This is a genomic window from Undibacterium sp. GW821-FHT07F11 (assembly GCF_059418665.1).
The window spans coordinates 85,697-109,965 of record NZ_JBWKQH010000005.1; the positions used below are offsets into that span (position 1 = coordinate 85,697).

Sequence of the window (24,269 nt, forward strand, 5' to 3'; positions counted from 1 at the left end):
CCATGCGTAAATACTTTATTACTGGCTTGCTGATTTTAGTACCCCTGGCAATCACGCTGTGGGTGCTGCATGCCATTATCAGTACCATGGACCAGTCCCTGTTGCTGTTGCCAGTTGAATGGCGTCCAGAAAAACTGGTTGGCTTCAAAGTGCTGGGCATAGGTACGATCCTGACCTTGCTCATCGTCTTTGTGACTGGTTTGCTGGCACAGAACTTTATTGGCAATTACGTTATCAAAGCCTGGGAAAGCCTGTTGCAGCGTATTCCTATCGTCAGTTCCATCTATTCCAGCGTGAAACAGGTATCCGATACCTTGTTTTCATCATCCGGCAATGCTTTCCGCAAAGCTGTGCTGATCGAATACCCGCGCCGTGATTGCTGGACCATAGGCTTTCTTACCGGTGTACCGGGTGGTGATGTAGTCAATCACCTCAAAGGTGATTTTGTCAGCGTATATGTGCCGACAACGCCGAATCCGACTTCCGGCTTTTTCCTGATGTTACCCAGGGATCAGGCCATAGAACTGGACATGAGTGTCGATGCCGCACTCAAGTATATTGTTTCCATGGGCGTGGTGGCTCCCGAGCATCTCCCCACCAAATAAATGATGTGGTTATCCACTGCATCAAATCATTTTTAATTTTGAATACAGACAGGTAAGAAATATGTCCATGCGTACCCAATACTGCGGCCTCACTACTGAGGAATTACTCGGCCAAACCGTCAGCCTGTGCGGCTGGGTGCACCGTCGTCGCGATCACGGCGGCGTGATCTTTATCGACTTGCGTGACCGCGAAGGTCTGGTGCAGGTTGTTTGCGATCCTGACCGTGCCGACGTGTTCAAAGCTGCAGAGTCCGTACGTAATGAATTTTGCCTGCGCATTACTGGCCTGGTACGTAGCCGTCCAGAAGGTACTGGCAACAATAATCTGAAATCCGGCAAGATCGAAGTGCTGGCGCATGAAGTGGAAGTGTTGAATCCTTCTGTTACGCCACCGTTCCAGCTGGATGATGACAATCTGTCTGAAACCACACGCCTGACTCACCGCGTGCTGGACCTGCGCCGCCCACAGATGCAAAATAACCTGCGCCTGCGTTACAAGGTAGCGATGGAAGTGCGCAAGTTCCTCGATGCAAATGGTTTCATCGATATCGAAACACCGATGCTGACCAAGTCCACGCCAGAAGGCGCACGTGACTACCTGGTGCCATCCCGCGTTAATGCTGGTAACTTCTTTGCCTTGCCACAATCCCCTCAATTGTTCAAACAATTGCTGATGGTGGCCAACTTTGACCGTTACTATCAGATCACCAAGTGCTTCCGCGATGAAGACTTGCGCGCTGACCGCCAGCCAGAATTTACCCAGATCGATTGCGAAACTTCCTTCATGAACGAGCAAGAGATTCGTGACATGTTTGAAGGCATGATACGTCTGGTTTTCAAAAACACGCTGGACATCGACCTGCCAAATCCTTTCCCTGTCATGGAATTTGCTGAAGCCATGGGTCTGTATGGTTCCGACAAACCAGACATGCGCGTCAAACTGCAATTCACAGAATTGACAGACGTGATGAAGGATGTCGACTTCAAAGTATTCGCCGGTGCCGCCAATATGGTCAATGGCCGTGTAGTCGGTTTGCGCGTACCAGGTGGTGCCAACATGCCACGTTCTGAAATCGACGCGTACACTCAATTCGTCGGTATCTACGGTGCCAAAGGCCTGGCTTACATCAAGGTGAATGACAAGGCACAAGGCCGTGATGGCTTGCAGTCTCCTATCGTCAAGAACATCCATGACGCTGCCCTGGCACAAGTGCTGGAACGTACAGGCGCACAAGATGGCGACCTGATTTTCTTCGGCGCAGACAAAGCCAAAGTCGTCAATGACGCTATCGGCGCGTTGCGCGTGAAAATCGGTCATAGCGAATTCGGCAAAGCCAATGGCTTGTTTGAAGACGTATGGAAACCATTGTGGGTAGTTGACTTCCCCATGTTTGAACATGATGAAGAAAACGACCGCTGGACAGCGACGCACCACCCATTCACGGCACCAAAAGATGGTCATGAAGACTTGATGGAAACTGATCCGGGCAAGTGTATCGCCAAGGCCTATGACATGGTCCTGAACGGCTGGGAACTGGGCGGTGGTTCTGTCCGTATCCATCGTGCTGATGTACAAAGCAAAGTGTTCCGTGCATTGAAGATCGATGATGCAGAAGCACAGCTGAAATTTGGTTTCCTGCTGGATGCCCTGCAATATGGCGCGCCTCCACATGGTGGCCTGGCTTTTGGCCTGGACCGTATCGTCACCATGATGACAGGTGCAGAATCCATTCGTGACGTCATCGCTTTCCCGAAAACCCAGCGTGCGCAATGTCTGTTGACACAAGCACCATCTGAAGTCGACGAAAAGCAATTGCGTGAACTGCATATCCGTTTGCGTGCAGCAGAACCAAAAATCGCCTAAGTAAGCCTAAGTAAGTTAAGCATCTTTAATCTGTAAGCCGGGCCAATAAACTGTGATCAATGAAAAGAGTATGCAAGTGAATAACAAGACAGCCTTATTTTTATTGTTGAGCAGCAGTTTGTTTCTCGCCGCTTGCGGAGAAAAGAAAACTGAACTTGGTGAAGGTTCTTCTGAAGTGACAGGCGCTGCCGGTCCTGCTGGTGCCAAGGGTGCCAGCAAGACTCTGGTCAAGTGTGATGCACCAGTCGCGACCCTGTCACTGGTCGAGAACCCGAATGGCTACACCATGAGCAGCCAGTACAACTTGCCGTCTTCTCCCGTGCCTTTGATACGCTTGCTGGCACAGCAAAGTGGTTGCTTCCGCGTGGTTGATCGTGCATCTGGCCTGAAGGCCGTGATACAGGAGCAGGAACTCAAGGATCAGGGCATTATCCGTAAAAATTCTACGGTGTCCAAGGGTAAAGGCTATGAAGCGCAATACACGATTACCCCCAGCCTGACTTTTTCTGAAAGCAAGGCCGGTGGCGGTATTGGTGCCATCATGGGCATGATCCCTTTCCTCAGGAATTTCACTGGTTATGCAGAGAAGGTCAGCTTCAAGGAAGCACAAGTGGTTTTATTATTGACTGATAATGAAACCACCGAGCAACTGGCAGCTGCAACCGGTTCTGCCAAGACCACGGACCTGGGCATGGGCGGCCTCAGTTTTGGTGCTGCCGGTGGTGGCTTTGGCGCAGGCTGGAGCAATACCAATGAAGCCAAGGTCATCGTTGCTGCCTTCCTGGATGCGCACAATAAGCTGGTGCCGCAAGTCAGGCATTTACAGGAAAAAGAAATGCCGCCTGCTGTGCCAGTGAAGAAGTAAGCCTCAATCCTGCGACAAAAGCATCACCAAAAGAGCCTGTTTCTGACAGGCTCTTTTTTTTGTTTTGATACTGTTAGCCCGGATAGATCAGATACAAAAAAGCACCGGTAGCTAAAGGAGTTAGAATAGCAAGCTGAAAACCAGTTAAAGTTCAGCACATGCTCACCATGTCCTTGCATAAAATCCCCGTATCCGTACTTGTAGTCATTTATACACCCGCGCTTGATGTACTATTATTGGAAAGGGCCGACAAGGCCGGTTTCTGGCAGTCTGTAACTGGTTCCAAAGACAGCGAGAACGAGGCTTTGTCTGACACCGCCATCCGTGAAGTAGCTGAAGAAACTGGTATTGATGCCCTGCAATTCGACTTGCAAGATTGGGGATTGACCAATATATATGAAATCTACCCGGTGTGGCGTCATCGCTATGCACCGGGGGTGACGCAAAATACCGAGCATGTGTTTGGCCTGTGTGTCAGCCCTGATGTAACAATCAGGCTGGCACCGCGTGAACATCTGCAATACCAGTGGTTGCCATGGCGGGATGCAGCAGACAAGTGTTTCTCCGCATCGAATGCCGAAGCCATACTGCAACTGCCAAAGTTGATCCAGGTTTAATAAGCTAAAGGGAATCACCATGAAGCTTCGCATTGCCACCTACAATATCCACAAGGGCGTCAGTGCATTTGGCCGCAAGGCCCGCATCCATGGCATCAAGGAAGCGATAGATTTGCTCGATGCAGACCTGGTTTTTTTACAGGAAGTGCAGGGGCAACATGACTTGCATGCAGAAAACCACACACTGTGGCCGCAAGAGAGCCAGCATGATTTCCTGGCAGGACAATCCCATCAGGCAGTGTATGGCATGAATGCGGTGTATGAGCATGGCCACCATGGCAATGCCTTGTTGAGCCGCTTTCCAATCGCCTCTTTCACCAATCATGATGTATCAGACCATGCCTATGAGCAGCGTGGCATCCTGCATGCCATTGTGCAGGTCGACAAGGTTCAGGTGCATTGTTTTGTGATTCATCTGGGCTTGTTCGCCGGCAGCCGCCGCCGACAAATACTGGCACTGATAAAAACCATCAAGCAAGACTTGCCAGTTGACGCGCCGCTGGTGATAGCAGGTGACTTCAATGACTGGAGCCAGCGCCTGAGCCAGACGCTTTACCAGGAGTTGGGTGTCATCGAAGCCTTTGATGTCGAGGCGCAGCCTGCGGCATCACGGTTTTCACTGAAGGGCATGCGCAGGATATTGAGCAAAAACAACGGTGGCCATGCCCGCACCTTCCCCGCTGGCCTGCCCTGGTTATGTCTGGACCGTGTATATCTGCGTGGCTTCAAGGTGGAAGAGGCGCATGTCATGAAAGGTGCCCCCTGGACTACCTTGTCCGACCATGTACCGATCACCGTTAGCCTGGAATTGCTGGATCAAACTAAAAGCCCATGAGTAAACTGCATTTCATTGAAGGCAATGATGTAGAGCTTTTGCATAGCGGTGCCCAGTTTTTCCCTGCTCTGATTGCATCCATCAACCAGGCACAGCATGAAGTGTATCTGGAGTCTTATATCTTTACGGCTGACCAGACTGCGCAGTCTGTGCAGGAGGCACTGGTGCAGGCGGCAGCGCGTGGAGTGCAGGTAAGAGTGGTTATAGACTGGATAGGCAGTGACAGAAGTCATGCGATTGATTTGACAAGGCGTTTTAATGAGCAGGGCGTAGCGTGCCGTTGCTTTAACCCGTGGTTCAAGCGCGGCCTGGCGCGCACCCATAGAAAAATCTGTGTGGTTGACAGGCGAATCGCCATCGTAGGCGGCTTGAATATCATTGACGACTGCATTGCTGACGATGGTTCTGGTCTGGCTTTGCCTTTTCCGCGCTGGGACTTTGCTGTTACGGTCACAGGCCCCCTGGTCGCCAATATCCATCTGGAAGTCGAATCGCAATGGCGCAAGCTTGGCAAACTGGGTTTGCGTACCCGCTTCGCGCTGATGAAGCATTTGCATGCCGATGCCAAGGTCGCGGGCAAGCAAATCACCTCGGCAGCGCTGGTTGTGCGCGACAATTTGCGCAATCGTGCAACCATACAAAGAGCCTACTTGCAGGCGCTTGGCATGGCGAGATCACGCGCCATTCTGGTCACGCCCTATTTTGCCCCTGGAAGGAAATTTCGCCGCGCCCTGGTGTCAGCCGCCACTCGCGGTGTCGATGTGGTGCTTTTACTCGGTGTCGGTCAGTTCGCTTTGCAGGATGCAGTGTCACAGTCTTTTTACCCCAAATTACTGACAGCCGGTGTGCGCATAGTCGAATATGGCAAGACGCAACTGCATGCCAAAGTCGCTGTTGTTGATGAAGACTGGGCCACAGTGGGCTCCAGCAATTTTGACGGCCTCAGCCTGTTCGTCAACCACGAAGCCAATGTTGTTATCCGGGACAAGATATTTACAGCAAGCCTGGCGCATGAACTGGAATTGGGCATTGCTGACGGCACAGAAATCTTTGCTGAAGATGTGCACAAGAAAGCCTGGTATAAACGCGCATGGTATGGCACGGCCTATCTGATTTACCGTGGCCTCATGCGCATCGTCACCTTTGGGCATTACGGATGAAATTGCACGGTGTGGATTTCACCTCGGCACCATCACGCCGCAAAGGCATCACGATTGCCAGCGGCCAGATGCAAGGCGATGTACTGCGCCTTGAATCCTTGCAAACACTCAGCAACTTCACTGCTTTTGATAACTGGCTCATGCTGCCTGGTCCCTGGCTGGGCGGTTTTGATTTACCATTTTCCCTGCCACGTGAACTAATAAAACATCTGCGCTGGCCAGCTAATTGGCCAGACCTGATGCGCCATCTGCAAACACAAACGCGTGCGGAATTACGCCTGCAATTCAAGGCTTTCTGTGATGCTCGTGCAAGCGGCAATAAATTCGCCCACAGGGCAACTGACATACCTGCGGGGTCTTCACCTTCCATGAAATGGGTGAACCCACCTGTCGCCTACATGCTGCACGCTGGTGCCCCACGCTTGCTGGATGCGAGAGTCAGTATTCCCGGCATGGTAGAAGGTGACTCACAACGCATCGCACTCGAAGCCTACCCCGGCATGGTGGCGCGTAGCATCACCAAAGCCTCGTATAAAAGCGATGACAAGAACAAGCAAACACCAGAACGCCAGCAAGTACGCGAGCTGATCGTCGCCGCTTTGGAAGCGGGAGCCACACCATGGAAAATCAAGCTGGATCTGGGGAAATACAAGACAGAACTGATAGAAGACGGTAGTGCCGATTTGCTCGACGCCGTGTTATGCATGTTGCTGGCTGCATGGGCTTGGCAAAGAAAGGAAAAGAATTATGGCTTGCCTGAATTTGATGGGCTGGAAGGCTGGATCGTTGGGGCTTGAATTCCAGATGCAGTACACAGGAAATTTTTTGTTGTTACAGCTTTTCTGATGCGTGATGATGAAACGATTGCGTAGACAGATAATATACTTATGCTCAAACATAATCCTTTTGACCTGATTCGCGAGTACACAATGGTATTTGACCGGCGCGAGATATTTGGTCCTAAATCGTATGTCGCTCACTATGTTGATTTCGATGTATTCGTTACTCGCGCTCGCTATTTGTTGTCGGTTATTTTAGATAGTCATCTGGAGGACCTTTTCAGATTGGAAGAATTGGACTTCCTGAACGGCCCGGATTCATATTGTTCTCTGCGAGTCGGGATATGGATTGCTGGTTTACAAAAAAATAGAAATTTTCTCTCACGTATTGACGAAATAATTAATGGTGAGAAGCTTTTTGGCGGGCAGTTTGATATTGCTTGCGCGGCAGGGCTCCTGTTTGAAGATCCAGATTTGCACACTTTGTATCGGAGCGCATACGATTGTGACTCTAATGCAGGATTCAATAACACTGAAAACGCAAAAGAGAAAAAAGCATGCGCCATAATATGTCTGGAGCATATTGATAAAATACACGGGACTCAATACAGTAAATCCATTTCGTGTGAATTGGATGACCGCCTTCGATCGCGCGTTCTGAGAAAATTGACACGGGTATTAGAGATTTCGCAAGTAATATGGGCGGGATTTAGTATTGCGGGCCCTAGTGATTTAAAAGCTAAATTATCCGAATTTCTCAGTATTACAGTCTCTCAAAAACATCATGCAGCAGGGGTAATGCGATTGATAGCCATTCGTCGGTTCAGCGGCGAATTAGATGCCCTAAGAAAATGGAATGAACTACGAGATACTTTTCAAACTGAGAATCAAATTTATGCAAGGCTTGGAATGACAGTGCCGATTCAGAAGATAGCGGATCTGAATGCAAGAAATGAGCAATTATTTTGTCAGGATGAACCCAAACTGGCAAGGGATGATTTACTACGTCGCTATACTAAAAAATATTTAAATGCTGAGAACGGCGATCTGCGCTGGCTCTGGATAGCAGGGCGTGCTGCCAATAATTTCATTGATATCGTCTGTACCCTGGAGTGCGATTTAGGTCATCGTTTACCCGCAGATTTTGTTGATTACCTTTATGAAAAACTTCATTCTATGGCTTCTTTTAATGCAGATGCCTACGAACAGCACGCCTACGATTTACTGCTGCGCAGTTCGCAATTTGATGAAAAAGCCAAACTCTTGTTGCAAAAAGCTGGTGCACTGAGAACGCGTGTCAAAGAACATCCTAAGCATGTCGGTGTTGATATGACTGCTTCCTGGCAATTCCAGAACGCATAATTTACCTGATGCCGATTTTATTTATTAATAAAAAAGAATATGTAAAAAATGGTGCCATTTTAGTTGGCCTTACTTCTTAGTGTTCAACTCCAAAGCATATGAAGCAAGACCATAAACAAGCCCTGCATAAACAGCGAGCTTGGGATCAAAAATAGCCAGGGTAAGTGCACCGACGGTGCAGCCTATTGCCCGGTACAGAGAATCTTCACCCCTGATTTTCGCCTGTAACGCAGATGCCATTGCCGCTACCGCCAGTATGATGGCGCTATAAAAGCACCAGGCCAGGAAATGCCCTGGACTAATGTCAAAGATTGAGGCTACAAATGCTTCTTCGGCGAAATCTCCTTGCTTGATCGATATGTCAAACAATCGGGAAAAGTCAAAGTTCTGAGGCAGAGAGTTTACATAAGTGACTGAACAAACGATGATCAGGGCCAGCACAGCTTTGATGAGGGAAAATATGCTCCAGATCATTGGCTGCCTGTTCAACCATGCCAGACTGGTGGGGTGGCTGTTTCGATCTGCGGGCGAGAACATGTTTTTCAGGCTCATAAACATGCCCAGGCAGGTGAGCAGCATGAATACCAGATACACGAGGTTCTGCGTTGAATGCCGGGCATCCTGAAACCCGGGCTGTGCATACACTATACCCAGTGCCAGCGCAGCGATCGCGGCAAATGCAAAGCCAGCATAGCTGGTTTTTTGCGGCTTGCGTACCAGGCCCGCCCAGATATGCAGCAAGGGTGTACACAATGCATAAGAACCCAGCAGCAATAGCAGCATAAACAAGAACTTCATCCCAAATGCAGCCAGGCTCAGCCCCCGGCCATAAAGACTTGTCGCCACAGCCGCAAGCAACCAGGTCAGCGGCGCAAACATGGGTGCCAGCACATAGGCCTGAAAGGGAGCGCACAGTGCATTGCTGTTGTAGTGATCAGTCGGCATCGCTTTTTAATAATTGCCACAAGAATTCACTATATGCATCCCCCTGCGGCAATTCATAGTCTGTCTTCAAGACTTTTCTTGTACCGATTACTTCTTTATTTTCTTTTGGGTTAAAGCCGATTTTTACTTCTTCGACCGTGTACAACCCAGTGCCGCGCTTTTGCCACAGTGGCAGGGTCTTGAAATTGATATCCCTGCTTTGCAGTAGCGCTTCTTTTTCAGCCAGCGACTTGCCTTCGATGAAGCTGGTAGTTTCGTTTTGTGATTTGCCCTCTTTCCTGAGCTGCTAGTAGCAATGTGCATTCAAGGCATTTCTGTTGGCATCTTCATTACGCCAGCGAAAATAATCCACGACCAGGTTCTGGGTGGGTAACTGGCAGATGCGGCAATCGAAAGCCGCTACCTGGCCGAGCATCAGGCTGAATTTGGCGGATGCTTCACCTGCCAGCAGGGAATTGTATTTTCTTAGCTTGCGGCCAAAGGCATTGATATGCAGGTCAAACAACAAGGAAATCTCATCGCTCTGGTTATAGGCGTAGATGATCTTGAAGCCACAATTCATCAGATGCTTGCAGGTTTCTACCATCAGGTCGCGAAACCTGATGTCAAACGGTGCTTCGAATGCGCAGGTTTCTTTGGTCAGACGGGTAAAGCCGCGGCCATCAATGCGGGCAACCATATAAGTCCCGGCAGGGACACAATCATCATACGCAGTTTCATAGCCGCGCATCACTTTTTCCAGTTCATCAAACTTCATTTTTTCCAATCAGTGGCAGTTAATTTACCATCTATAAAATCGACGTAATACAAGCGATCAAAGCCTTCATCATAATCGGGGATTTCCAGCTTTCTATGCGTATCGAGTATGCCAACCTTGGGAACCAGGTCCTTGCCTTGCCGCTGGCTATTCCATGTCAGCGCTCTTTCCAGATCAGTTTTGAAATAATACGCAGTCACCGGCCATTGTCTGGCCTTGATCTGTTCCAGATAGCTTGCCCGGATTTCTCTTGTTGGATTGGTATTGTCAATGACAAAGGGCATGCTGGTGTCAAAACAAAAATCCAGCAGGCGAGTCTGGCGGTTTTTGGTTTTCAGCAAATCATTGCTGATACGCAGATGGCTATTGAAAAAGTGTTCTTTGTAAAAAGAAGATTTACCGCTGGCCTGTAGTCCTATGAAGATGATGGCTTCCATTTGTGTGCATGCGAGTCCGTTTGGTCTGCATTGTGACACAGGCCAGCGCTTCAGCCCACCCGCGTAGCCGCCTTGATGCCATCGGTGATGAAACGCAGCAGATAGGGTGCCGCCAGATCAGCCTGCCGTGCCGGGCACAAACCATCAGACAGGCGTTCTATGCGTGTATCGACGACATGATGCAGCAAGGCGCCGAGGGCGAACTGATAGCTCCAGTAGACACTGTCAGCAGGGGCATGAGGTAGTGCGTCGTGCAGGGCAGCGATGAATTCGCGTGCCATGGGGTCGTAGAATTCTCGCGTGATGCGATCGCTGGCTTCGTGCTGGTCAATCACGCCACGCATGACCATGCGTGAAAAGTTTGCGCCTTCTGCTTTTTCATTGAGTTTCAGTACCGGCATCACAAAGGCGGCGATGATGGCATCCAGTGCTACACCCGGTGCACTATGCGTGCGTGCGTGACGCAAACCGTTCAGGCGTTCGGCGATATAACCGCTGTGATGTTCATAGATGGCGTGATACAACTCATTCTTTGCGCCAAAGTAATAACCGATCAGGGCGATGGGTACACCGGCCTCATGGGCGATGTCGCGTATGGACACGCCTTCGTAGCTTTGCGCGGCAAAGCATTTCTCTGCGGCAATGAGAATCGCGCGCTTTTTTCCACTTAGTTCTTCAACAGAGCTCATGAGCTGATCCGACCAAATTGGCAAACATGCGAAGTATATGAATTAATACAAAACTTTGCCGAATTGTACGGTCGTTCAGTTTATTGTCTATGCGCACTGCAACATAGTCCAATTTCGTGGCGCGCTGTGTTGTATGCACAATCATTGGGCAAAAATGCATTGTATTTGACTGACAGCTGCCATAAATTGCATCAAAATAGAATGGACGTATTTTTTAGGGCCATACTGGATAGTAATTGGCCTGGAAACCTGGTACAGAAAAGCGACACCTTCATGAGTGACACCACCCGCATCGATAAATGGCTATGGGCAGCCAGATTCTTTAAAACCCGCAGCCTGGCGACCAATGCCATAGAACTGGGCCGCGTCCTGCAAAACGAGCAGCGCGTCAAGCCTGCCCATAATGTCAAGATCGGCGACCTGATCGAGGTGCAGCAGGCTGAACAGGTGTGGCAGGTCAGGGTCTTGCGCATACTGGAGACGCGAGGATCGGCAACCATCGCTCAGACCATGTATGAAGAAACCGAAGAGAGCGCAGCAAAACGAGCCAAAGTAGCAGAAGACAGAAAGTATTTCCGTGAACCGACAGCGAAGCTGACAACCAGACCAACCAAGCGTGATAGGCGTCAACTTGACCAGACCCATAACCAGAACTAAGTCAGGACTGAACCGGGACTAAGCAAAGAGCAAAAAACGGGATGGCAGGAGGAAAAACATAATAGATACTCTCCTCTAAAGACGCAATCTGGTTTGACTTTTCAGGCGCTGTGCATAATAGTACGAGCGTTCGATAAATTCATTTGTTTGCATCACTTCTGGCATCACTACTGTAGACATGAATCTTTTCAACACAATCAATGTAATATGAATATGACATCAAAATTCATGCGCAAGGGAGAATTGACCCGCGCCGCCATTCTGGACGTAGCCCTGGATGCTGCCAGCCGGGATGGTATAGAGGGGTTGACCATAGGTTTGCTGGCCGACAAGATGAACATGAGCAAGTCTGGCGTGTTTGCCCATTTCGGTTCGCGTGAAGATTTGCAGATTGAAGTGCTGAAGCTGTACCACCATCATTTCGAGCAAGAAGTGTTTTATCCAAGCATGAAAGAAGAACGTGGCTTGCCGCGTTTGCAGTCCATGTTTGCATTATGGGTCAAGCGCGTCACGGTAGAGATTGCATCTGGCTGTATCTATATCAGCGGTGCAGCCGAATATGATGACAGGGCAGGACCTATCAGGGATGAGCTGGTTGGTATGGTCCACGCGTGGCAGGGGGCCTTGCACCGCGCTGCGGCACAGGCGATACAACTGGGCCATTTGCGTGATGATGTCGAACCTGAACAGATTGTGTATGAAATGTATGGCCTGATATTAGCCCTGCACCATGATGCGCGCTTCTTGCGCAAGCCGGGCAGTGTAGGCCGTGCCGAGATTGGATTTGAACGAATGATCGAGTATTACGCGCCGGTGCAGATCACTGCTTGATTGATCATCGCCGCAAAAATTTAGTATCCACATTTACCGTTTTAACTTTGCCGTCAGGAGAAAATCATGGGTCAATATATCGCTCCATTGCGTGATATGCAGTTCGTGTTGCATGAGCTGTTGAATGTAGAAGAAGAATTGAAACAGCTGCCCAAGCACGCTGATGTTGATGGCGACATCATCAACCAGATTTTGGAAGAAGGCGGCAAATTCACTGCCAATGTATTGTTCCCACTGAACCACTCCGGTGACCGCGAAGGCTGCCACCACGACAAGACCAATCACACTGTCACTACACCAAAAGGCTTTAAAGAAGCTTACAAACAGTACGTGGAAGCTGGCTGGCCTGCATTGTCTTGCGACCCGGAATTCGGCGGCCAGGGCTTGCCACTGGTAGTCAACAATTCTTTCTATGAAATGTTGAATTCATCCAACCAAGCCTGGTCCATGTACCCAGGTTTGTCGCATGGTGCCTATGAATGTATCCATGAGCATGGCACACCAGAACAAAAATCCCTGTACCTGCCCAAGCTGATCTCTGGCGACTGGACTGGCACCATGTGTCTGACCGAGCCACATTGCGGTACTGACCTGGGCATGCTGCGTTCCAAGGCAGAACCACAGGCTGACGGCAGCTACAAAATCACAGGCGCAAAGATCTTCATCTCGGCCGGTGAACACGATATGTCAGAAAACATCGTCCATCTGGTACTGGCACGTTTGCCAGGCGCACCAGAAGGTTCGAAAGGTATTTCCCTGTTCATCGTTCCTAAATATCTGCCAAATGCAGATGGCAGCAATGGCGAACGCAATCCTATTTTCTGCGGCGCGATTGAAGAAAAAATGGGTATTCATGGCAATTCCACTTGCCAGATGAACCTGGACGGCGCAATTGGCTGGCTCATCGGTGGTCCTAACAAGGGTTTGAATGCGATGTTCGTGTTCATGAATGCCGCACGTCTGGGCGTGGGTATGCAAGGTCTGGGTCTGACAGAAGTGGCTTACCAAAATGCCCTGGTCTACGCTAAAGACCGTATCCAGATGCGCAGCCTGTCTGGCCCTAAAGCACCGGACAAGCCAGCTGACCCTATCATCGTCCACGCTGACGTACGCCGCATGCTGTTCACAGCAAAAGCCTATGCAGAAGGCGCACGCGCATTCTGTTCCTACGTTGCCCTGCAACTGGATAAAGAACTGAATCACCCTGATGAACAAGTCCGTAAAGATTGCGCTGACGAAGTCGCCTTGCTGACACCAGTCATCAAAGCCTTCATCACCGACAATGCATGGACAGCGACTTCTGAATGTTTGCAAGTCTACGGTGGCCACGGTTTCATCGCTGAATGGGGCATGGAGCAATATGTACGCGATGCCCGCATCAACATGATTTATGAAGGTACAAATACAGTACAGTCCCTGGACTTGCTGGGCCGTAAAATCCTGATGGACAATGGTGCAAAACTGCGCAAGTTTGGTGCCAAGGTACAGGCTTTTGTTGAAGCCAATGGCACTAACGAAGCACTGGCAGAATTTGTTACTCCACTGGCTGAGCTGGGCGACAAAGTCACCAAGCTGACTATGGAAATCGGCATGAAAGCCTTCCAGAATCCGGATGAAGTCGGCGCTGCTGCCGTGCCTTATCTGCGTGTAGTCGGTCACTTGGTCTATAGTTATTTCTTTGCACAAATGGCAAAGATCGCTCTTGAAAAACAAGATTCTGGCGACAAGTTCTATGTCTCCAAACTGGCAACTGTGCGTTTCTACTTTGCCCGCCTGTATCCGGAAACAGCGATGCTGATCCGCCAGGCACGTTCTGGTTCTGCCAATTTGCTGGCACTCGAAGCTGATTTGTTCTAATCAAACATGCGCCCCTTCCCATTCCGATGAGCTGGGGCGTCCTACCTGAGGTTAAAAATGACCAATTTCATCGTTAAAAAAGTCGCCGTTCTGGGCGCTGGCGTGATGGGTGCGCAAATTGCTGCTCACTGTATCAATGCAAAGATACCTGTAGTCCTGTTTGATTTGCCAGCCAAGGAAGGCCCAAAAAACGGCATCGTCCTGCGCGCTATCGAGAACCTGAAAAAACTCAATCCTGCGCCGCTGGGCAACAAGGATGACGCTGCTTTGATTGAAGTCGCCAATTACGAAGACAACCTCGACGTGCTGGCCGGTTGCGATCTGATCATTGAAGCCATTGCAGAACGCATGGACTGGAAACATGATCTGTACAAAAAAGTATCCCCGCACATTGCACCAAATGCGATTTTTGCATCCAACACTTCCGGTCTGTCCATCACGGCCCTGTCTGACGGCTTTGATGCAGAACTGAAAGCCCGTTTCTGCGGCGTGCATTTCTTCAATCCACCACGCTATATGCACCTGGTGGAATTGATCCCTACCGTTGCTACCCGTCCAGAAATCATCGACCAGCTCGAAGGCTTCCTGACGACATCCCTGGGTAAAGGCGTAGTACGCGCCAAAGATACACCTAACTTCATCGCCAACCGCGTCGGTATCTTCGGCATGCTGGCAACGATTTATGAAGCAGAAAAATTTGGTCTGACTGTTGATGTCGTCGATGACCTGACAGGCAAAAAACTGGGCCGCGCTTCTTCCGGTACTTTCCGTACTGCTGACGTGGTTGGTCTTGATACCATGGGCCATGTCATCAAGACCATGCAAGACAATCTGTCTGATGATCCTTTCTTCGCTGTCTACAAAACACCTGAAGTGCTGGCCAAACTGGTCGCTGCAGGCGCGCTGGGTCAAAAATCCGGTGCCGGTTTCTACAAAAAAGTCGGCAAGGATATTCAGCGTCTGGACTTCGCTACAGCACAATATGTGACTGGCGGTGCCAAGGCTGACGACGTTGTCGCCCGCATGCTGAAAGAAAAAGACCCGGTCAAGAAAATGAAGACCCTGCGTGAATCGACCAATGTACAGGCACAGTTCCTGTGGGCGATTTTCCGTGATGCCTTTCACTACATCGCTGTGCATGGCGCAACGATTGCTGACAATGCACGCGACATCGACTTTGCGATGCGCTGGGGCTTTGGCTGGAATGTAGGCCCGTTCGAAACATGGCAGGCGTCTGGCTGGCAAGAAGTTGCAGGCTGGGTCAAGGAAGATATCGACGCAGGCAAGGCACTATGCAATGCACCGCTGCCAGCCTGGGTGCTGGATGGCCGCACAGGCGTGCACACCGCTGAAGGCTCATGGTCGCCAGCAAGCAGCACTTACGTGCCACGCTCCAATCTGGCCGTGTACGACCGTCAAGCCTTCCGTGCACCGGTACTGGGTACAGGCGTGGCAACTGGCGCAAATGCCGGCACGACTTTCTTTGAAGATGATTCTGTCCGTATCTGGCACCAGAATGACGACGTTTTGGTCCTGTCACTGAAAACCAAGATGCATGTGATTGGCCCAGGCGTTATCGAAGGCATGGAAAAAGCCATCGCTGAAGCCGAGAAAAACTTCAAGGGTCTGGTGATCTGGAGTGCAGATGCGGCTGACGGCGGTGCCTTCTCTGCCGGTGCTGATTTGCAAGCCATGCTGCCTCTGTTCATGTCCGGTGGTGTGAAAGCAATCGAGCCAGCAATCTCCCGCCTGCAAGATGCACATCAGGCCTTGAAATACGCCAACATCCCTGTGGTTGCTGCCGTTTCTGGCCTGGCACTCGGTGGTGGTTGCGAATTGATGATGCACGCGGCAAAACGCGTGGCATCCATCGAGTCTTACATCGGTCTGGTAGAAGTGGGCGTAGGCCTGGTTCCTGGCGGTGGTGGTTTGAAAGAAGCAGCAGTACGTGCAGCGGCAGATGCCAAAGGCACAGATTTGCTGCAGTTCCTGAAAAACTACTTCACCAATGCAGCCACAGCCGCAGTCTCCAAATCTGCGCTGGAAGCACAGAAGATGGGCTATCTGTCTGCGGATGATGTCATCGTCTTCAATCCTTACGAATTGCTGCACGTTGCCAAGGTAGAAGCACGCGCCATGTTTGACGCCGGTTACCGCGCTCCTATGCGCAAACTGGTGCCAGTCACAGGCCGTCATGGCATCGCCACGATAGCTGCGCAACTGATCAATATGCGTGATGGCGGCTTTATCTCTGCACATGATTTCAAACTCGGCAAAATGATTGCTGAAGTGGTTTGCGGTGGTGACATCGATAATGGCAGCCTTGTCAGCGAGCAATGGCTGCTGGACATGGAGCGCAAGGCGTTTATGGAATTGCTGAATCATCCAAAAACACAAGAGCGCATTATGGGCATGATGCAAACTGGCAAGCCAGTCCGTAACTAATCGAGGTACATTAACATGACTAAACAACTCCAAGACGCCTACATCGTCTCTGCTACCCGTACCCCGATCGGCAAATCTGGTCGTGGCATGTTCCGTAACACCCGCCCTGATGATTTGCTGGTGCGCGTACTGCAATCTGCTTTTGCACAAGTACCTAATCTTGATCCCAAGCTGGCTGAAGATGCGATCATTGGTTGCTCTTTCCCTGAAGGCGCACAAGGTTTGAACCTGGCACGCATGGGCATCTTGCTGGCGGGTTTGCCAAACAGCATCGGTGGCGTCACCATCAACCGTTATTGCGCATCCGGTATCACTGCCGTTGCGATGGCGGCAGACCGCATCCGCGTTGGCCAGGCTGACGTGATGATCGCTGGTGGTGTCGAATCCATGTCCATGGTGCCTATGATGGGTAGCAACCCATCGATGAACATGGCTATCCTGAAAGATGAAAACGTAGGCATGGCCTATGGCATGGGTCTGACAGCAGAAAAAGTGGCCCAGCAATGGAAAGTATCCCGTGAAGCACAGGATGCATTTGCTCTGCAATCGCACCAACGTGCCATCGCTGCGCAAAACGCTGGTTACTTTGATGCTGAGACAACTTCTGTCGATATCATCGACCGCGTGCCTAACCTGGCAACTGGCGAAATCGAACTGAAAACCCGCACTGTCAGCCGTGACGAAGGCGCACGTCCAGATACTTCCATCGAAGGCCTGGCAAAACTGAAACCTGTATTCGCCGCCAAAGGCAGCGTTACTGCAGGTAACAGCTCGCAAACTTCCGACGGCGCTGGTGCCCTGATCCTGGTCAGCGAAAAAATCCTGAAAGAATTCAACCTGACACCACTGGCACGTTTCGCTTCCTTCGCAGTACGTGGCGTACCACCAGAAATCATGGGTATCGGTCCTAAAGAAGCCATCCCGGCAGCATGCCGTGCCGCTGGCATCACACAAGACCAGATCGACTGGTTTGAATTGAATGAAGCCTTTGCTGCACAATCCCTGGCCGTAGTACAAGACCTGGGTCTGGATCCATCCAAGGTTAATCCTATGGGCGGCGCGATTGCCCTGGGCCATCCACTGGGTGCAACTGGCGCGATTCGTTCTGCAACGACTATCCACGCCCTGCATCGCAACAACCTCAAATACGGCATGGTCACCATGTGCGTAGGTACAGGTATGGGCGCTGCCGGTATTTTTGAACGCATGTAAGCTGCTTGCCTGAACAAAAAAAACCGCGCAGACTGTATTTTCTGCGCGGTTTTTTTTAAGCGACTGAGTTTGAAGGAGCCATGATGGAGACGGTACAAATCATCACTGCTGACGGCACGGCGCTGACAGCAAAAAAATTTACACCCGCAAGCGCAATAAAATCCGTCGTCGTCATGCCGGCGGCCATGGGCGTGAAGCAAAATTTTTATGAGCCCTTTGCCGATTTCCTGGCAGAGAATGGCATTGCCGTACTGAGTTTTGATTACCGCGGCATGGGCGAGTCCATACCCGCGCAATACCGCAATTCATTGCGTGGTTTTGATGCCGATATCCTGGTCTGGGCCGAGCGTGACTACAATGCTGCCCTGAAAACTGCCAAGGAATGGCAACCCGATGTGCCCCTGCTCATCGTCGGCCACTCCCTCGGCGGGCAACTTCCTGGTCTGGTGCCTGACAACCATCTCATCGATGGCATGCTGACCGTAGGTTGCGGCAGCGGCTACTGGCGCGATAATTCACCGCAATTGAAGCGTTTTGTCTGGCTCATGTGGTATTTCCTCGTGCCTGTATATACCCGCATCTGGGGTTACTTTCCCGGTAAAAAAATGCGCAAGGTCGGTGACTTGCCCAAGGGGGTGATTTATCAATGGTCACGCTGGTGTCGCAGCCCTGAATATTTTGTCGAGAAAGATGGCAGCCCCATGCAAACCGGCCACCATAAAATCCACAAGCCCATACTCTGCATGAGCTTCACCGATGATGAAATGATGAGCCGCCGCAGCATAGACAGCATGCATGACTATTACAGCAATGCCAGGGTCGAGCGCCGTTACATCAATCCCAAAGACGTCGATGCCAGACGCATAGGGAATTTTGGCTTTTTCCGCCCACAGTTCCGCAACACACTTTGGCAGCAAGCCTTACAATGGCTGACTACTGCACCACAATCTACCTGATCTATACCTGATAATTAAGAGACGACAATAATGGATATCCTGACCCACAAAGAAAACGGAATTTTGACGATCAACTTCAATCGTCCAGAAAAGAAAAACGCCATCACCCAGGCCATGTACCAGGCCATAGCAGATGCGCTGCGCGATGCAGAAACCGACGTGGCAGTACGCGCCATTCTCATCACTGGCAAGCCAGAAATTTTCACTGCCGGTAATGATCTTGAAGACTTCATGAAAAACGCACGCAGCCTGGCAGAGCCAGACGCCGTGCCACCTGTCTATCAATTCATGCAGGCTCTGAACGAGTCTGGCAAACCTGTGATTGCCGCCGTCTCCGGCGCAGCAGTTGGCATAGGCACCACGCTGCTGATGCACTGCGACATAATTTACCTGGCTGACAATGCCAAGCTCTCCATGCCCTTCACGCAACTTGGCTTGTGTCCTGAGTTTGCCTCCAGCATGGTCTTCCAGCAAATCGTCGGCTATCAACGCGCAGCAGAAAAACTCATGCTCGGTGAAGCCTTCACCGCCGCTGAAGCTTTTGAAATGGGTTTCGTCAATAAAGTCTTGCCGCTCGAAGAACTGCTGCCTTACGCCCAGCAACAAGCCGCCAAACTCGCGGCATTGCCAGCCGCATCAATACGTGCCACCAAGCGTCTGATGAAAGGCAACCAGCCAGCCGCCATCAGCACCAAGATGGCAGAAGAAAACAAGTACTTCTCAGCGATGCTGAATGCACCAGAGGCGAAAGAGGCATTCATGGCCTTTTTCCAAAAGCGCAAGCCGGACTTCAGCCAGTTCAATTAAGCGACATGCGCTTCTTAAATTCGCTCATAAAGTGCCACAGAAGTTGAGATTCTTGCCTTGGAAGTTGAGATTCAATAAAAGAGAAGGGCGATCGTTTGATCGCCTTTTTCTTTTTGCTTGCTAGCTGATTTCAACCGGTCAGTTTGATCAAGCTTCCACTTTCTGGCGAAGTGCCACATGGTCATATGACCCTGCAAATCCCAGTTCTTTCAAATCCAGATATCTAGAACTCATTTCATCAATAGGATGAGTGCGAACAAGACGATTTGGGATGCAGTGCAAGGTCTAAGGTGTGTACCCTGTGAAGCTAAGGCTGGTGCCCTGGCGAGGGCGAGGTAACAAACTGCACGCTGTAATGCGCCCAAATCGTCAGTTCACTAAGGGTTTGCCTCATAACGCGCGCAGGACTGCGTTGGACTCGTTATCAATAGCACCGCTATTGACTGCCTCGTCCGTCTTGCCAGCCCACGTTATGAGACAAACGCATCTCACTCTATTTATGGAATGAGTTCTAGTCAGCAGATGAAACGCCGTTGGCAAGGATTACCCTGCAGTCCGCACCAAGTAGTCTGTGAGCTTTTGCATCTTGGTACGCCGGACTGTCGTACCATGTTTTGGCCGCATCCATGTCCTTGAATTCCAGGATGACGACACCGTCCACATCAGGACCTTCCAGAGCAAGGGCTTCACCGTAGTAAGCCAATGGTGTCGGTGGCTCCGTGCCACGGGCTTTTCTGGCCATCGACGCGTAAATGTCGAGTTCACTTTGGTTGACGATGCTGTTTCGAATCAGTATGACGTATGCGGGCACGATGGCTTCCTTTGTTTGTGGATTGGGTTAATCAAATCGAAAAGAGGAACACTGCTAATACACCATTCGCGACCATAAGCGAGAAGTCCATAAGAAAAATAAGCAACATTGAACCTCTCAGAACCGGCCAATAGGGAGCGCCACGGTTGCTGTACAAGAGGGCAGAGGGTACATTGGTCGCGAATTGAGTGCCGTGTGCAAGCGCAAGCACAGAAGTCAGCGTGGCCATTTGCGCCGCCCCGGGAAACAGCGTTCGGTTGAATAACAGGACGCCAGCAAGGACCGCGAAGCCCAGATTCAATCCCCCCAGAAAGCGCACCGCTGCAAACACGGCTGAAAAAAGAGGTGACTGTCTGGCGGATCGTGAAACCAGGAGTTTGGTGGCAGAGTTCGTCGCAACTCCGAAATACAATGCCCCAGCGCCGAACCATAGAACGTTCAGTGCCATCAGGATGTCTGTTAGCAATGACATATGATCAGTCTCTGAATAAGCGTGGACGAACGACAACTACTTTTCCGGCATGCACCGCAAGTGCATCCGGTGCCTCGTCCGTACTTACGACGGTCGTCAGCGACATCGGATCGCACTGCCCTGTGGCCACCAGGTCGATGACCTTGGACATGTGAGGCCGCACGCTGCATAGTCCCACAGACAGGGTGACATCGCGCAAGTACATCGAGAATAACGGAATCTTCGGATCGTCGAAGATGATCCCAATGCAGGAGCAGTGTCCGCCGGGAGCCAGTGCTAGCAGCGATGCACGAAGTTTTTCGGGGTCGCGGGTTGCCGAAATCGTGAAGTCGAACTGTTCGTGCAGCAAGCTTTCGTCCCCCTGGTGGATACGTGCCCCAGCCCTTGCCGCTATCTCATTGCGCTTTGCGTCAGAATCGTAATAGGTGACCTCGGCGGCGCCTGCGGCGACAGAAAGCTGGGTGGCTAGCACGCCGATGCTTTCTGTTCCACCGACGACGAGAACGCGCGCGTCCTTGTTGCCAGTGACCAGTGGACGCCGGGCAGCGACCCAGGCATCGGTCAAGTTATCGCTGACAGCTGCGACCGCGGCTGGCTCAATACCCTCCGGCAACGCTACCAGCATCGCATCGGCGAAAGGAATATTCACCAGTTCGGAAAACAGGCCGCCCCAATGTCCACCAACGGGAGTCCCGTAGCTGGCATACTTTCTGACCGTAGTGCAGGCTGAGGTCCGCCCAAAGAGGCACTGGGCGCATTTTCCGCAAGAGATTTTCCAGGGGATTGACACCAGGTCACCGCGTTGGAATCCTGTAACTGATCCACCCACTTCAACAACTTCCCCGACAGCTTCGTGACCAATGGCGAAACCCGGTGGAAAAGGCGTTACTCCGGCGCGTATGCGTCGATCAAGGTCGCAAAATGCTGATGCAATCGGGCGCACCAAAGCCTGGTCGGATCCCGTGATCGTTGGCTCCGGCGTCTCCACCCACTCCAGTTTTGAGGGCTTGCTATAGATCAGTTCTTTCATTGTTCATTTTCACTTGTTAAGGTCAATAGTATTGACCTAATTGGGAAATGTCAGTTATCCTTCTTCAACTTTCAGATGCTGCAACGGGAATTCATCATCAGTTTTTATTTTTAAGGTCAACTATATTGACTTGATGGGGCAGTGTCAAGTATTCTTCCGCAACTTTTTGGAGCGCACTATGAGAACATCAGGACTTGAATTATTGAAGAAGGCCTTTGATGAAGGCGGTTTTGGCAGGGGAATCGGGCGAACCCTGGGACTTGTGGGAACCAGTGTTGCCCATGGAAAAGTTACGCTGCAGGGCCACCCTACGCCTGATCACTACAACCCGGCTGGCATGGTGCATGGGGGATACGTAGCGACCATGCTTGATGGGGCAATCGCTTTGGCTGTCTATAGCACGCTGGCTGCAGACGCTCTATACAGCACTCTCGATCTCAAGATAACTTATCTGCGACCTTTGACTGAAAACTCCGGGCCTGTCAGGGCAGAGGCAACGGTCATTCACAGTGGTCGTACCGTCGCAGCAGCGGAAGCCCGCCTCCTTGATAAAGACGATAAACTCTGCGCGCATGCGACGGGAACCTGCATGATCGCAAGCGCGAAGTAGCGATCAAGGAGCCCGTCAATTATAATGGAGCGATGACCAAACTAAACTCCATATTCGAACTGCCAGCTGTACAAAAGGCTGGCATGAACGAGATCCATACGCTGGATGGAGCCCTGCTTCTGATGCATTTTGCTTTTCGTGGGCTGGTTCTGCAAGCGGACCGATACCTTGCAGAACATGGCTTATCACGTGTGCACCATAGGATTCTTTACGTTATTGCACGTACCGATGGTATTTCCGTGGGGAGCTTGCTGGAAACCCTCGGCATCACCAAACAGGCACTTCACCGCCCCATGAAATACCTGCAGGAAAACGGCTATGTCGTTGCAGAAAGAGATACCGTCGAGCATCGCGTCAAGCGACTTAGGCTGACACCGAAAGGTGTTCGCATGGAACGCACCGCGTCGGATCACGAGCGGGCGGCGATGCAAACTGCCCTGGGTGAAATGTCGGCCTCGGGGCAGAAAGCCTGGCGGGAAGTGATGATCGCTCTTGCTAAACAGGCTTGATTCTTAACCCCTGCACCGCAAGAAATCGGCGGATGGCTATGATTACTCCATCCCAAATAAGCTTATCCGCACATATTCTTCGCGTACGTTCCTCGCATACATGCCTACTTATCAGATAAATTCTGATATTCGGGAAGTCAATACCTCGGGTTTTTCAGGAAGCTTGACAGGAGGAAAGCGGTCGAAGCAACTGCCTCTGCCATCCAGGACGAAGCAGACTTTTGAGGATTTGAATCTGTAACATTGGCCATGGTTGACTCCTGGCGATATTCTTGCGGCATAGTGGCAGACTGATGCCCCCGGAGATGCAGAGTTTACCACTATGACATTCAGCTTGGATGAGAGTTTTAATTCCAGAGTCGGCAATAGGTTTCCAGACTCTCAAGATTGTCGCTGCTTGTGCCATCTTTTTGGACGATCTTGATGAATCCATTCGGCTTGCTGGGACTTGGTGTTTGCTGGCAGTCGGTATGCACCCAATGGATGCCTTTTGTGCCGTCTGTATATTCCTGTCCGCACAGTTTCAAGTTGTCGCCAACTTTGATCTGACTCAATGAAGGGGGCACTTTTTTGCTGTTCTTCACATAGCCTGTAGCAAATACATTATCTATTGCTACGTCATAGATATCACCAGATCCATCAACTTTCACGCTCAGGTGGGTATGCGAGAGCTCAACGCCCTTAAGGAATTTCCCGCTTGTGAACTTTGGACCGGATGTGACTGTGCCAGTGATATAGCTCCCTTTTCCAGCATCACAAATTGCTTTGTCATCTGCATGGCAAATTGAACTTGACATGATCAATCCCAGAAATGCTGCTCCAAGAATCGAGATTTTCATATTTTTCCTGTATTGAGTTGGAAGTGTGATTTGATTACCGAATATAAAACTGAGAGAAAGCTCCGATGAGTCCCTATAAAGAATCAGGTGAGGATCAATTGAATAATATCTTGTTATATTTTTCAGATAAATTATAAATAAGACTAGATTTTCAAATATTTGTTAAATCGTTGTAAAAACGACTTAATTTTTGAAGAGGGGAAAATTTCTTTTATCCTGTGGCGTTTCAGGATTGCTGAGGTATCACCCATAGCGAAATTCAGCGGGATCTGAAAACTTGAAAAGCCTGCTTCAAGCAGGGTTTTTGTCTTCCGCCAT

At 50.6% G+C, this 24,269-nt stretch carries 25 protein-coding genes; 17 read left to right on the plus strand and 8 right to left on the minus strand.

The annotated features are described in order from the left end of the window. The first annotated feature begins 2 nt into the window (after positions 1–2). The 8 genes from AC07OI_RS13760 (at position 3) to AC07OI_RS13795 (ending at position 8,087) form a co-directional block, all read left to right on the plus strand. Positions 3–605, plus strand: a complete 603-nt coding sequence (locus AC07OI_RS13760; protein ID WP_423009111.1) for a DUF502 domain-containing protein — start codon at positions 3–5, stop codon at positions 603–605. A gap of 61 nt (positions 606–666) precedes the next feature. Beyond that, positions 667–2,469: an aspartate--tRNA ligase gene (gene aspS, locus AC07OI_RS13765; RefSeq protein WP_492703246.1), complete on the plus strand. Its 1,803-nt coding sequence runs from the start codon at positions 667–669 to the stop codon at positions 2,467–2,469. Between the two features lie 70 nt (positions 2,470–2,539). Further along, positions 2,540–3,334, plus strand: coding sequence for a CsgG/HfaB family protein (locus AC07OI_RS13770; protein ID WP_492703247.1), 795 nt, complete (start codon positions 2,540–2,542; stop codon positions 3,332–3,334). A gap of 167 nt (positions 3,335–3,501) precedes the next feature. Then, positions 3,502–3,951 (plus strand): dihydroneopterin triphosphate diphosphatase, encoded by a 450-nt coding sequence (gene nudB / locus AC07OI_RS13775; RefSeq protein WP_492703248.1) that lies wholly within the window; start codon positions 3,502–3,504, stop codon positions 3,949–3,951. Between the two features lie 19 nt (positions 3,952–3,970). Next, complete coding sequence (locus AC07OI_RS13780; RefSeq protein WP_492703250.1) at positions 3,971–4,786, plus strand: endonuclease/exonuclease/phosphatase family protein; 816 nt, start codon at positions 3,971–3,973, stop codon at positions 4,784–4,786. Next, complete coding sequence (locus tag AC07OI_RS13785) at positions 4,783–5,946, plus strand: phospholipase D-like domain-containing protein (RefSeq protein WP_495257642.1); 1,164 nt, start codon at positions 4,783–4,785, stop codon at positions 5,944–5,946. The genes AC07OI_RS13780 and AC07OI_RS13785 overlap by 4 nt, the downstream gene beginning before the upstream one ends. Beyond that, a complete protein-coding gene (locus AC07OI_RS13790; protein ID WP_495257643.1) occupies positions 5,943–6,743 on the plus strand; it encodes a DUF429 domain-containing protein in 801 nt (266 codons plus the stop codon). Before AC07OI_RS13785 ends, AC07OI_RS13790 begins: the two co-directional genes overlap by 4 nt. A gap of 90 nt (positions 6,744–6,833) precedes the next feature. Next, positions 6,834–8,087, plus strand: a complete 1,254-nt coding sequence (locus AC07OI_RS13795; protein ID WP_495257644.1) for a hypothetical protein — start codon at positions 6,834–6,836, stop codon at positions 8,085–8,087. A 69-nt stretch (positions 8,088–8,156) separates the two neighbouring features. Here the strand turns inward: AC07OI_RS13795 and AC07OI_RS13800 are convergent, their stop codons facing one another. From AC07OI_RS13800 to AC07OI_RS13815, 4 genes are all read right to left on the minus strand, one after another. Further along, entirely contained in the window at positions 8,157–9,032 is an 876-nt protein-coding gene (locus AC07OI_RS13800; protein ID WP_495257645.1) for a hypothetical protein, read from the minus strand. Positions 9,033–9,318: 286 nt separating this feature from the next. Beyond that, on the minus strand, positions 9,319–9,789 hold the full coding sequence (locus AC07OI_RS13805) for a tRNA(His) guanylyltransferase Thg1 family protein (RefSeq protein ID WP_495257646.1): 471 nt from the start codon (positions 9,787–9,789) through the stop codon (positions 9,319–9,321). Next, on the minus strand, positions 9,786–10,226 hold the full coding sequence (locus tag AC07OI_RS13810) for an ATP-binding protein (protein ID WP_495257647.1): 441 nt from the start codon (positions 10,224–10,226) through the stop codon (positions 9,786–9,788). Before AC07OI_RS13810 ends, AC07OI_RS13805 begins: the two co-directional genes overlap by 4 nt. Before the next feature lie 50 nt (positions 10,227–10,276). Beyond that, the gene (locus AC07OI_RS13815; protein WP_492703259.1) at positions 10,277–10,915 is read right to left on the minus strand and encodes a TetR/AcrR family transcriptional regulator; all 639 of its coding nucleotides are present in this window, start codon (positions 10,913–10,915) and stop codon (positions 10,277–10,279) included. Positions 10,916–11,188: 273 nt separating this feature from the next. Here AC07OI_RS13815 and AC07OI_RS13820 point away from each other — a divergent pair, with 273 nt between their 5' ends. The 7 genes from AC07OI_RS13820 (at position 11,189) to AC07OI_RS13850 (ending at position 19,680) form a co-directional block, all read left to right on the plus strand. Then, positions 11,189–11,572, plus strand: coding sequence for an RNA-binding S4 domain-containing protein (locus AC07OI_RS13820; protein ID WP_495257852.1), 384 nt, complete (start codon positions 11,189–11,191; stop codon positions 11,570–11,572). Between the two features lie 228 nt (positions 11,573–11,800). After that, the gene (locus AC07OI_RS13825) at positions 11,801–12,403 is read left to right on the plus strand and encodes a TetR/AcrR family transcriptional regulator (RefSeq protein ID WP_492703641.1); all 603 of its coding nucleotides are present in this window, start codon (positions 11,801–11,803) and stop codon (positions 12,401–12,403) included. Between the two features lie 66 nt (positions 12,404–12,469). Then, the gene (locus AC07OI_RS13830) at positions 12,470–14,260 is read left to right on the plus strand and encodes an acyl-CoA dehydrogenase C-terminal domain-containing protein (protein WP_492703262.1); all 1,791 of its coding nucleotides are present in this window, start codon (positions 12,470–12,472) and stop codon (positions 14,258–14,260) included. A 57-nt stretch (positions 14,261–14,317) separates the two neighbouring features. Beyond that, positions 14,318–16,705, plus strand: coding sequence for a 3-hydroxyacyl-CoA dehydrogenase/enoyl-CoA hydratase family protein (locus AC07OI_RS13835; protein ID WP_492703263.1), 2,388 nt, complete (start codon positions 14,318–14,320; stop codon positions 16,703–16,705). 15 nt (positions 16,706–16,720) lie between these two features. Further along, entirely contained in the window at positions 16,721–17,917 is a 1,197-nt protein-coding gene (locus tag AC07OI_RS13840) for an acetyl-CoA C-acyltransferase (RefSeq protein WP_492703264.1), read from the plus strand. 80 nt (positions 17,918–17,997) lie between these two features. Next, entirely contained in the window at positions 17,998–18,873 is an 876-nt protein-coding gene (locus AC07OI_RS13845) for an alpha/beta hydrolase family protein (RefSeq protein WP_495257648.1), read from the plus strand. A 30-nt stretch (positions 18,874–18,903) separates the two neighbouring features. Then, the gene (locus tag AC07OI_RS13850) at positions 18,904–19,680 is read left to right on the plus strand and encodes an enoyl-CoA hydratase (RefSeq protein WP_495257649.1); all 777 of its coding nucleotides are present in this window, start codon (positions 18,904–18,906) and stop codon (positions 19,678–19,680) included. Between the two features lie 511 nt (positions 19,681–20,191). Here AC07OI_RS13850 and AC07OI_RS13855 read toward each other — a convergent pair. From AC07OI_RS13855 to AC07OI_RS13865, 3 genes are read right to left on the minus strand one after another with little or no spacing between them, the layout of a single operon-like run. Continuing rightward, the gene (locus AC07OI_RS13855; protein WP_495257650.1) at positions 20,192–20,491 is read right to left on the minus strand and encodes a DUF1330 domain-containing protein; all 300 of its coding nucleotides are present in this window, start codon (positions 20,489–20,491) and stop codon (positions 20,192–20,194) included. Positions 20,492–20,522: 31 nt separating this feature from the next. Beyond that, a complete protein-coding gene (locus AC07OI_RS13860; RefSeq protein WP_495257651.1) occupies positions 20,523–20,963 on the minus strand; it encodes a hypothetical protein in 441 nt (146 codons plus the stop codon). A gap of 4 nt (positions 20,964–20,967) precedes the next feature. Further along, complete coding sequence (locus AC07OI_RS13865; RefSeq protein ID WP_495257652.1) at positions 20,968–21,993, minus strand: zinc-dependent alcohol dehydrogenase; 1,026 nt, start codon at positions 21,991–21,993, stop codon at positions 20,968–20,970. Positions 21,994–22,171: 178 nt separating this feature from the next. Here AC07OI_RS13865 and AC07OI_RS13870 point away from each other — a divergent pair, with 178 nt between their 5' ends. Further along, on the plus strand, positions 22,172–22,603 hold the full coding sequence (locus AC07OI_RS13870; protein ID WP_495257653.1) for a PaaI family thioesterase: 432 nt from the start codon (positions 22,172–22,174) through the stop codon (positions 22,601–22,603). A gap of 32 nt (positions 22,604–22,635) precedes the next feature. Then, a complete protein-coding gene (locus AC07OI_RS13875; protein ID WP_492703327.1) occupies positions 22,636–23,112 on the plus strand; it encodes a MarR family winged helix-turn-helix transcriptional regulator in 477 nt (158 codons plus the stop codon). A 347-nt stretch (positions 23,113–23,459) separates the two neighbouring features. Here the strand turns inward: AC07OI_RS13875 and AC07OI_RS13880 are convergent, their stop codons facing one another. Further along, the gene (locus AC07OI_RS13880; RefSeq protein ID WP_495257654.1) at positions 23,460–23,951 is read right to left on the minus strand and encodes a hypothetical protein; all 492 of its coding nucleotides are present in this window, start codon (positions 23,949–23,951) and stop codon (positions 23,460–23,462) included. Positions 23,952–24,269 lie beyond the last annotated feature (318 nt).

Coding starts and splice junctions, on each gene's coding strand:
- AC07OI_RS13760 (WP_423009111.1), top strand. CDS start 3: ATGCGTAAATACTTTATTACTGGCTTGCTGATTTTAGTACCCCTGGCA.
- aspS (WP_492703246.1), top strand. CDS start 667: ATGTCCATGCGTACCCAATACTGCGGCCTCACTACTGAGGAATTACTC.
- AC07OI_RS13770 (WP_492703247.1), top strand. CDS start 2,540: ATGCAAGTGAATAACAAGACAGCCTTATTTTTATTGTTGAGCAGCAGT.
- nudB (WP_492703248.1), top strand. CDS start 3,502: ATGTCCTTGCATAAAATCCCCGTATCCGTACTTGTAGTCATTTATACA.
- AC07OI_RS13780 (WP_492703250.1), top strand. CDS start 3,971: ATGAAGCTTCGCATTGCCACCTACAATATCCACAAGGGCGTCAGTGCA.
- AC07OI_RS13785 (WP_495257642.1), top strand. CDS start 4,783: ATGAGTAAACTGCATTTCATTGAAGGCAATGATGTAGAGCTTTTGCAT.
- AC07OI_RS13790 (WP_495257643.1), top strand. CDS start 5,943: ATGAAATTGCACGGTGTGGATTTCACCTCGGCACCATCACGCCGCAAA.
- AC07OI_RS13795 (WP_495257644.1), top strand. CDS start 6,834: ATGCTCAAACATAATCCTTTTGACCTGATTCGCGAGTACACAATGGTA.
- AC07OI_RS13800 (WP_495257645.1), bottom strand. CDS start 9,032: ATGCCGACTGATCACTACAACAGCAATGCACTGTGCGCTCCCTTTCAG.
- AC07OI_RS13805 (WP_495257646.1), bottom strand. CDS start 9,789: ATGAAGTTTGATGAACTGGAAAAAGTGATGCGCGGCTATGAAACTGCG.
- AC07OI_RS13810 (WP_495257647.1), bottom strand. CDS start 10,226: ATGGAAGCCATCATCTTCATAGGACTACAGGCCAGCGGTAAATCTTCT.
- AC07OI_RS13815 (WP_492703259.1), bottom strand. CDS start 10,915: ATGAGCTCTGTTGAAGAACTAAGTGGAAAAAAGCGCGCGATTCTCATT.
- AC07OI_RS13820 (WP_495257852.1), top strand. CDS start 11,189: ATGAGTGACACCACCCGCATCGATAAATGGCTATGGGCAGCCAGATTC.
- AC07OI_RS13825 (WP_492703641.1), top strand. CDS start 11,801: ATGCGCAAGGGAGAATTGACCCGCGCCGCCATTCTGGACGTAGCCCTG.
- AC07OI_RS13830 (WP_492703262.1), top strand. CDS start 12,470: ATGGGTCAATATATCGCTCCATTGCGTGATATGCAGTTCGTGTTGCAT.
- AC07OI_RS13835 (WP_492703263.1), top strand. CDS start 14,318: ATGACCAATTTCATCGTTAAAAAAGTCGCCGTTCTGGGCGCTGGCGTG.
- AC07OI_RS13840 (WP_492703264.1), top strand. CDS start 16,721: ATGACTAAACAACTCCAAGACGCCTACATCGTCTCTGCTACCCGTACC.
- AC07OI_RS13845 (WP_495257648.1), top strand. CDS start 17,998: ATGATGGAGACGGTACAAATCATCACTGCTGACGGCACGGCGCTGACA.
- AC07OI_RS13850 (WP_495257649.1), top strand. CDS start 18,904: ATGGATATCCTGACCCACAAAGAAAACGGAATTTTGACGATCAACTTC.
- AC07OI_RS13860 (WP_495257651.1), bottom strand. CDS start 20,963: ATGTCATTGCTAACAGACATCCTGATGGCACTGAACGTTCTATGGTTC.
- AC07OI_RS13865 (WP_495257652.1), bottom strand. CDS start 21,993: ATGAAAGAACTGATCTATAGCAAGCCCTCAAAACTGGAGTGGGTGGAG.
- AC07OI_RS13870 (WP_495257653.1), top strand. CDS start 22,172: ATGAGAACATCAGGACTTGAATTATTGAAGAAGGCCTTTGATGAAGGC.
- AC07OI_RS13875 (WP_492703327.1), top strand. CDS start 22,636: ATGACCAAACTAAACTCCATATTCGAACTGCCAGCTGTACAAAAGGCT.
- AC07OI_RS13880 (WP_495257654.1), bottom strand. CDS start 23,951: ATGAAAATCTCGATTCTTGGAGCAGCATTTCTGGGATTGATCATGTCA.